General features: G+C 66.4%; 5 protein-coding genes and 1 pseudogene. 2 read left to right on the forward strand and 4 right to left on the reverse strand.

Annotated elements, in window-relative coordinates:
* Positions 1–244: 244 nt before the first annotated feature.
* The 4 genes from rpsO to RCH07_RS08255 form a co-directional block, all read right to left on the reverse strand.
* Positions 245–514 carry a 30S ribosomal protein S15 gene (gene rpsO, locus RCH07_RS08240; RefSeq protein WP_326966980.1) on the reverse strand — a complete coding sequence of 90 codons (270 nt, stop codon included), beginning with the start codon at positions 512–514 and terminating at the stop codon, positions 245–247.
* Positions 515–700: 186 nt separating this feature from the next.
* Complete coding sequence (kynU, locus tag RCH07_RS08245) at positions 701–1,927, reverse strand: kynureninase (protein WP_326966990.1); 1,227 nt, start codon at positions 1,925–1,927, stop codon at positions 701–703.
* 62 nt (positions 1,928–1,989) lie between these two features.
* Positions 1,990–2,844, reverse strand: coding sequence for a tryptophan 2,3-dioxygenase (gene kynA / locus RCH07_RS08250; RefSeq protein ID WP_326966981.1), 855 nt, complete (start codon positions 2,842–2,844; stop codon positions 1,990–1,992).
* 138 nt (positions 2,845–2,982) lie between these two features.
* Positions 2,983–4,002 (reverse strand): bifunctional riboflavin kinase/FAD synthetase, encoded by a 1,020-nt coding sequence (locus tag RCH07_RS08255; RefSeq protein ID WP_326966982.1) that lies wholly within the window; start codon positions 4,000–4,002, stop codon positions 2,983–2,985.
* Positions 4,003–4,409: 407 nt separating this feature from the next.
* On the opposite strand from RCH07_RS08255, the gene RCH07_RS08260 reads away from it, so the two are divergent.
* Positions 4,410–4,820, forward strand: a complete 411-nt coding sequence (locus tag RCH07_RS08260) for a hypothetical protein (protein WP_326966983.1) — start codon at positions 4,410–4,412, stop codon at positions 4,818–4,820.
* A 901-nt stretch (positions 4,821–5,721) separates the two neighbouring features.
* A pseudogene (locus tag RCH07_RS08265) lies at positions 5,722–6,000 on the forward strand (IS1380 family transposase); the annotation flags it as partial.

Genomic DNA, 6,000 nt, shown 5'->3' on the forward strand with positions numbered 1-6,000 from the left:
GAGTCACCTCCGTTTCATGGTTCACGGAGTCCAGCCGCATCAACCCAGTCCAGCATCTGTCTGCTGGCCTGCACTGCACCCGGTCATCGATCGAGACCCACGGGCCTGGGCTTCGTTCCTTGAAGCCGTTCCCGGGAGTCACTACCGAGGACCGCGAATGCGTGATGCGGTTGATCCTCCTGTTGAGTTTTGTTTGAAGAAGGCGGCCCCTTCCGTCACGGAAGGGGCCGCCCCTTGAAGCTGACTAGCGGCGCAGGCCGAGGCGCTCGATGAGCGCACGGTAGCGGGTGATGTCAGTGTTCTTGAGGTAGGTCAGCATGCGCTTGCGACGACCAACCATGGCCAGCAGACCGCGCTGGGTGTGGTAATCGTGCTTGTGCACCTTCATGTGCTCAGTGAGATCCTTGATCCGCTGAGTCAGGACCGCAACCTGGACCTCCGGCGAACCGGTGTCGGCCTCGGACGTTGCGAAATCCTGGATGATGGACGTCTTTACAGCGGCTTCAAGTGCCACGATAACTCCTAGAGATGTGCCGTGAGGCCCGGGTCAGTAACTCACTGCCGGGAGTGCCGCGCCGGTATTCCTCCTCCGAAGAAGGGGTTTCCCGTACACAACGGGAGCCAGCCGCCACGGACTGCAGCCGGATCCAACGTTGAGTTTACCGGCATGCCGCCAATCTTGTCGAAACGGCTGCTCCTGCTACTGCGCGGGAGTGCCGTTGTCCAGCCGTTCGCGGATGGCGGCAACGCCCCGATAGAGCTCGCCGAATGATGTACTGAGCGGCGAGAGTCCGATCCGGATGCCCTGCGGCGCCCGGAAATCCGGAATGACGTCCTGCTCCCACAGCGCCGCAGTCATCTCCCGGAACGCGGGGTGGTCCACCGTGACGTGGCTGCCGCGCAGCTCCGGGTCCCGCGGCGTGGAGAGCGTCACGCCCGCCGGGGCGAGCCAGGCGTCATGGAGTTCGACGGCGAACGCAGTCAGCAGCCGCGACTTTTCCCGGACCGCGGCCATACCTGCCTCCTCGAGCAGGTCCAGCGTGCCGCGCATGGCGAGCATCCCGAAGATGGCCGGGGTGCCGCTGAGGAAGCCGCGGATGCCTGCGGCAGCTTCATAGCCGGGCCCCATCTCGAAGGCGTCCTTACGGCCTATCCAGCCCCAGATCGGCTGCTGCAGGCCGGCCAGGTGACGGGCATTGATATAGGCGAACGCGGGCGAGCCCGGTCCCCCGTTGAGATACTTGTAGGTGCAGCCGGCGGCGAAGTCGACGCCGGCGGCGTCCAGTCCGATCTCCACCGACCCGGCGGAATGGCACAGGTCCCACACCACCAGTGCGCCGGCGTCGTGCACGGCGGCGGTGATCCCGGGCAGGTCCGCGAGGAAGCCGGAGCGGTAGGCGATCTGGCTCAGGACCACGACGGCGGTGGCCGGGCCGGTGGCGGCCCGCACCTGGTCGACCGTGGCGCCGGAGGCGGGATCGGCGTCGATCCAGCGCAGCGTCAGGCCCTCTTCGCGGGCGATGCCCTCGACCAGGTAGCGGTCGGTGGGGAAATTCTCCGTATCCAGCACGATTTCGGAGCGGGCAGGGTCCGTCACGGCGGCCAGCGCGGCCCGGATCAGCTTGTAGAGCACCACCGTGGTGGAGTCCGCGATGATGGTCTGCCCCGGCGCGGCCCCGAGGACCGCCCGGCCGAGCTGGTCGCCGATGACCTGCGGGAGTTCGAGCCATTCCTCGTCCCAGCCGCGGATCAACCGGCCGCCCCAGCTGTCCCGGACGAAGCTGCTGACGTCGGTGACGGTGCGCTTGAGCGGCCGGCCGAGGGAATTGCCGTCCAGGTAGGACAGCTCCGTGTCGGTGCCGATGAAGTGGTCGCGGTAGGCGGCGAGCGGATCGGCGGCGTCGAGTTCGCGGGCGCGCTCCAGCAGGACGGTGTCGTTGCCGGCCGTGGCCTCTGCCGCGGGCCCCGCCGTTTGCGGGCTCAGGGCGCTCACCGGCCGATCTCCGTCCGGACGGCGAAGAGTTCGGGGAAGAACGTCAGCTCGAGGGCCTTCTGCAGGAAGGCGGCGCCGCTGGAGCCGCCGGTGCCGGGCTTCATCCCGATGGTGCGCTGCACCGTGCGCAGGTGGCGGAAGCGCCAGAGCTGGAAGTTGTCCTCGAGGTCCACCAGTTCCTCGCAGGCCTCGTAGGCGCCCCAGTTATCGGCCGCGTTCTCGTAGATGTACTTGAAGACCGGGACCAGTTCGGGGCAGAACTCGTGCGCCTTGGTGACGTCGCGCTCCAGCAGGGACGCGGGGATGTCGAAGCCCCGGCGCTTGAGGTAGGCCAGGAATTCGTCGTAAATACTCGGCGATTCGAGGAGTTCCAGCAGCATCGAATGGGCTTCTGGGTCGGAGTCGAACACCGGGAGCATCGCGGGGTTTTTGTTGCCGAGCAGGAATTCCACCGCGCGGTACTGGCTGGACTGGAAGCCGGAGGAGTTGCCGAGGAAGTCGCGGAACTGTGAGTACTCGGTGGGGGTGAGCGTGGCGAGCACGGACCACTGTTCGGTCAGGGTTTTCTGGATGTGCTTGACCCGGGCGATCGCCTTCAACGCGGAGCCGAGATCGTCCGAGCGGAGCCAGGCGGCGGCGCTGCGGAGCTCGTGCAGCACCAGTTTCAGCCAGAGCTCCGTGGTCTGGTGCTGGATGATGAACAGCATCTCATCGTGGTGCTCGGGGGCGCTGACCGGCTGCTGCGCGCTCAGCAGCGTCGGCAGCTGCAGGTAAGTCGCATAGCTCATCCGGGAACTGAAGTCACGGACAATGTCCCTATCCAGCTCCCTTGTGTTTTTCTCGATCGTCACGTCTCTTGCCTTCCTTGCCAACTGACTGTGAATCTACCCTTGAATTGGCCGGTCCACCCGCTGCCGGAGCGGCTCTCGGTCCGCAGCCCGGCCGCGGGTTAACGCCCCGGAATCAGCGTGCAAATCCAGTGTGCGAAGTTAAGGGGCGAACAGGATTTCATGGGTCTGGACCACGTCCAGGCGCATCTGATCCACCAACGCTTCAGGGCCACGGTACGCCACCATCCCCCGCAGCCGGACGACGAATTCCACTACTACTGTCTGGCCGTACAGATCGAAGTCCTCCACGGCCTCTTCCGGGCGGTCGATCACGTGGGCCTCCACCTGCCGGCTGACGCCGCCGAAGGTCGGGTTGGAGCCGACCGAAATGGCGGCGGGCCAGCGGGTTCCGGCTTGGTCCACGAGCCAGCCCGCGTAGATTCCGTCCGCCGGAATGTAGCCGCTGGCCTGCGGCCCGAGGTTGGCGGTGGGGAACCCGAGATCGCGGCCGCGAGCGGCGCCGTGCACCACTTCGCCGCGCATCCGGTGCGGCCGCCCGAGGACGGCGGCGGCGGTGGCGACGTCGCCCTCCCGCAGTGCCTCCCGCACCCAGGTGGAGGAGCAGCGCCGGTCCTTGCCGGCGTCGTCGTTCTGTTGTTCCTGTGGATCTTCGTGTGGATCACGGTGGACGGGGAAGCCCTCGGAGCCAAACTCGCTGATGACCAGCACCTCGAAGCCGAGCTTCTTGCCGAGCCCCTGCATGGTGCTGAGATCCCCGGAGTTGCCGCGGCCGAAGCGGGCGTCGTGGCCGATCACGACGTGGCTGGCCTTGAGGCGTCCGACGAGGATGTCGGCGACGAATTCTTCAGGGGTGAGGCTGGCCAGCTCCAGTGAGTACTTCATCACGAGCACGGCGTCGAGGCCTACTTCGCCGAGTGCCACGAGTTTGTCTTCCAGGCCCATGATCAGTTCAGGGGCGGACTCGGGGCGGTGGACCTGGGCCGGGTGCGGATCGAAGGTGATGGCGACGGTGCGGGCGTGGTTCAGGCGGGCGATGCGGATGAGTTGCGAGAGCACCTGCTGGTGGCCGCGGTGCACGCCGTCGAAGTTGCCAAACGTGACGACGGAGGGACCGAAGTCCGCCGGGACCTCGGACGGATCGTTCCAGATGTGGACCATCAACCTCGCCTTTTGCTTCCTGCCATGAGCTCCTCCGGAGAAACGCGCCGGCTCCGGAACTCTCTAAGATTACCTGCTAACGCGGCGCGCCTCCGACGGCGCCCCCTCGCTGGAGTCAGCGCTCGGCCAGCACCAGGACGGGCTGCCGGAGGGAGGGGTCGTGTTCCGCAGGCGGCGCCGCGGACGGCGCTGCGCGCTGCCGCCGGTGGCGCCGGTGGCGCCGGGGATGGTCGCTGGCGCCGGTGGCGCTGGGGATGGCGGGATGAGCGGGCTGGGCGGGCCTGGCGGGATGAGGGAGCTGGTAGGGTCAACCCATCCGCGCCGGAGACCGCCGGACGGGAACAATCTTGGGGGACATCATCTCGCGCTTCACCACTAGAGGCCCGCAGTTGGCCACTGTCTGTTTGATGCTCGCTGCGGGAATGTCGTTGAGCGCCTGCGGCGGTGCGGCAGAAGCGGCAGGAAACGCCGGGACGCCGTCGACATCCAGATCAACGTCCGCCGCGGAGTCCACAATGCCGTCGCCGGCGTCCGAAGCTGGCGGCTACGAGGGCTGGTGGAACGCTACGCCCGCCAACGGCAACCTCGCGGGATTCCGCCAGGAGACGGTGTCCGTCAACACGAGGACGAACACGGTGGTCGATGCTTTCAGCCGGAAGACCAACGACGCCGGGCGGCCCACCTTGATCTCCGATGTTCCCTACACCGTTGTCCCCGACCCTTCCTGGCCGGCAGACTCCGTGATCATCATCGATACAACGACTAACAAGGTGATCGAGAGCTTCCGCGTCGACCTCGACGGCGACCCAATCCGATAGCGTCGCCAACGGCGCGGGGGTGAAGGCGGCAGTGGTGACAGCGGAACGGTAGTCCCGCCAGTGTCGCAGGACGCCAGCCAGGATCGGCGGAAAGTAAGTGCCCGGGATGTTCCGCGCGAAGCACCGTGGCCGGTAGATGTCGGTGACAGAGCCCGTCTCGTCGCCCGGGCCCTTGGCAGCAAGGCACGCTCGGCCCCCCTTAAATCCCGTAGGGGTCGGAAGTCCAGCCCTACCTTGAGCGAAGCGACCCGCCGCCGCCGTCCGGTGAGAGGCTTTCGGACCGCCCGGACCCGGCATCCTTGGCAGATAGCACCGCGGGCCAGGCTTCGAGCTGGTCTGGAGGGCGGATCAGGACCGCGGGCGGCATCCCGGGCTCCAATCGCGGCCGCGAATTCCCGCTGATCCTCGACGGTGCGCTGCTGCAACCCGGGTGGCCAGCCAAAGTCGTCGTCCGCCGGGAACTCTGGCAGTCCGGTGACCTGAGCGTAAACGCGGGCGGCTGGCATTTTGCCGCTCCCGGTCACCCCGGAGAAGAGGACGCGGGTCAGTGCGGCCGGAGCTAGTTCCGGCGAGGTAGAGGCCGAACCGGCCCCGGGGTTGTGAGCGGCTTGCGGTACATATCGGCCGTGTCTGTTGAGTTCATGGACCGTCCCCCTTGATACGGTTCCATCCAGGTTCGACCCCTGGTGGACGACGGCGCTTCGCTAGCACCCGCCCCGCCCGGGCCGCGGGGCATACCAGTGTGCGACACTGATCCGATGTCAAAGTTCACCGTCTTAGCCTGAATCCACCGGTTGGGTTTGGGCCGGTCCGGCGTTTTAAACCGGAAATGCCCTTCTGATCAGGGAAAATAGGACTTGTCTGGAGTTCCGTTTTCGCCTTGCAGAGGAGCATTCCGTAGATGCAACTTTTCCATACCCCGTCGGCTATTTCCAGCGCTTTTGATGATCCGAATCTCGTGTCGGCCGCGGGGCTGGTCCCGGTCATGGGTCTGGCCGGGAAAACCGGGCTCGGGGAACTGGTCGATGAGCATCTGAAACTGCCGGACTATTTCGGTGCCAACGCGGGATTGAAGGTCACGGCCCTGGTCGCCGGGATGGTTGCCGGCGCCGATTCCATCGATGACATGGGACTGCTGCGCCACGGCGGGATGGGGAAACTGTTCAAGGGCACCTACGCG

The organism is Arthrobacter sp. CG_A4 (assembly GCF_035985125.1).
Taxonomy (GTDB): domain Bacteria; phylum Actinomycetota; class Actinomycetes; order Actinomycetales; family Micrococcaceae; genus Arthrobacter.

Bases quoted from the DNA above. Each gene is read 5' to 3' on its own strand.
- RCH07_RS08260 (WP_326966983.1), top strand. From the start codon at position 4,410: ATGCTCGCTGCGGGAATGTCGTTGAGCGCCTGCGGCGGTGCGGCAGAA.
- RCH07_RS08255 (WP_326966982.1), bottom strand. From the start codon at position 4,002: ATGGTCCACATCTGGAACGATCCGTCCGAGGTCCCGGCGGACTTCGGT.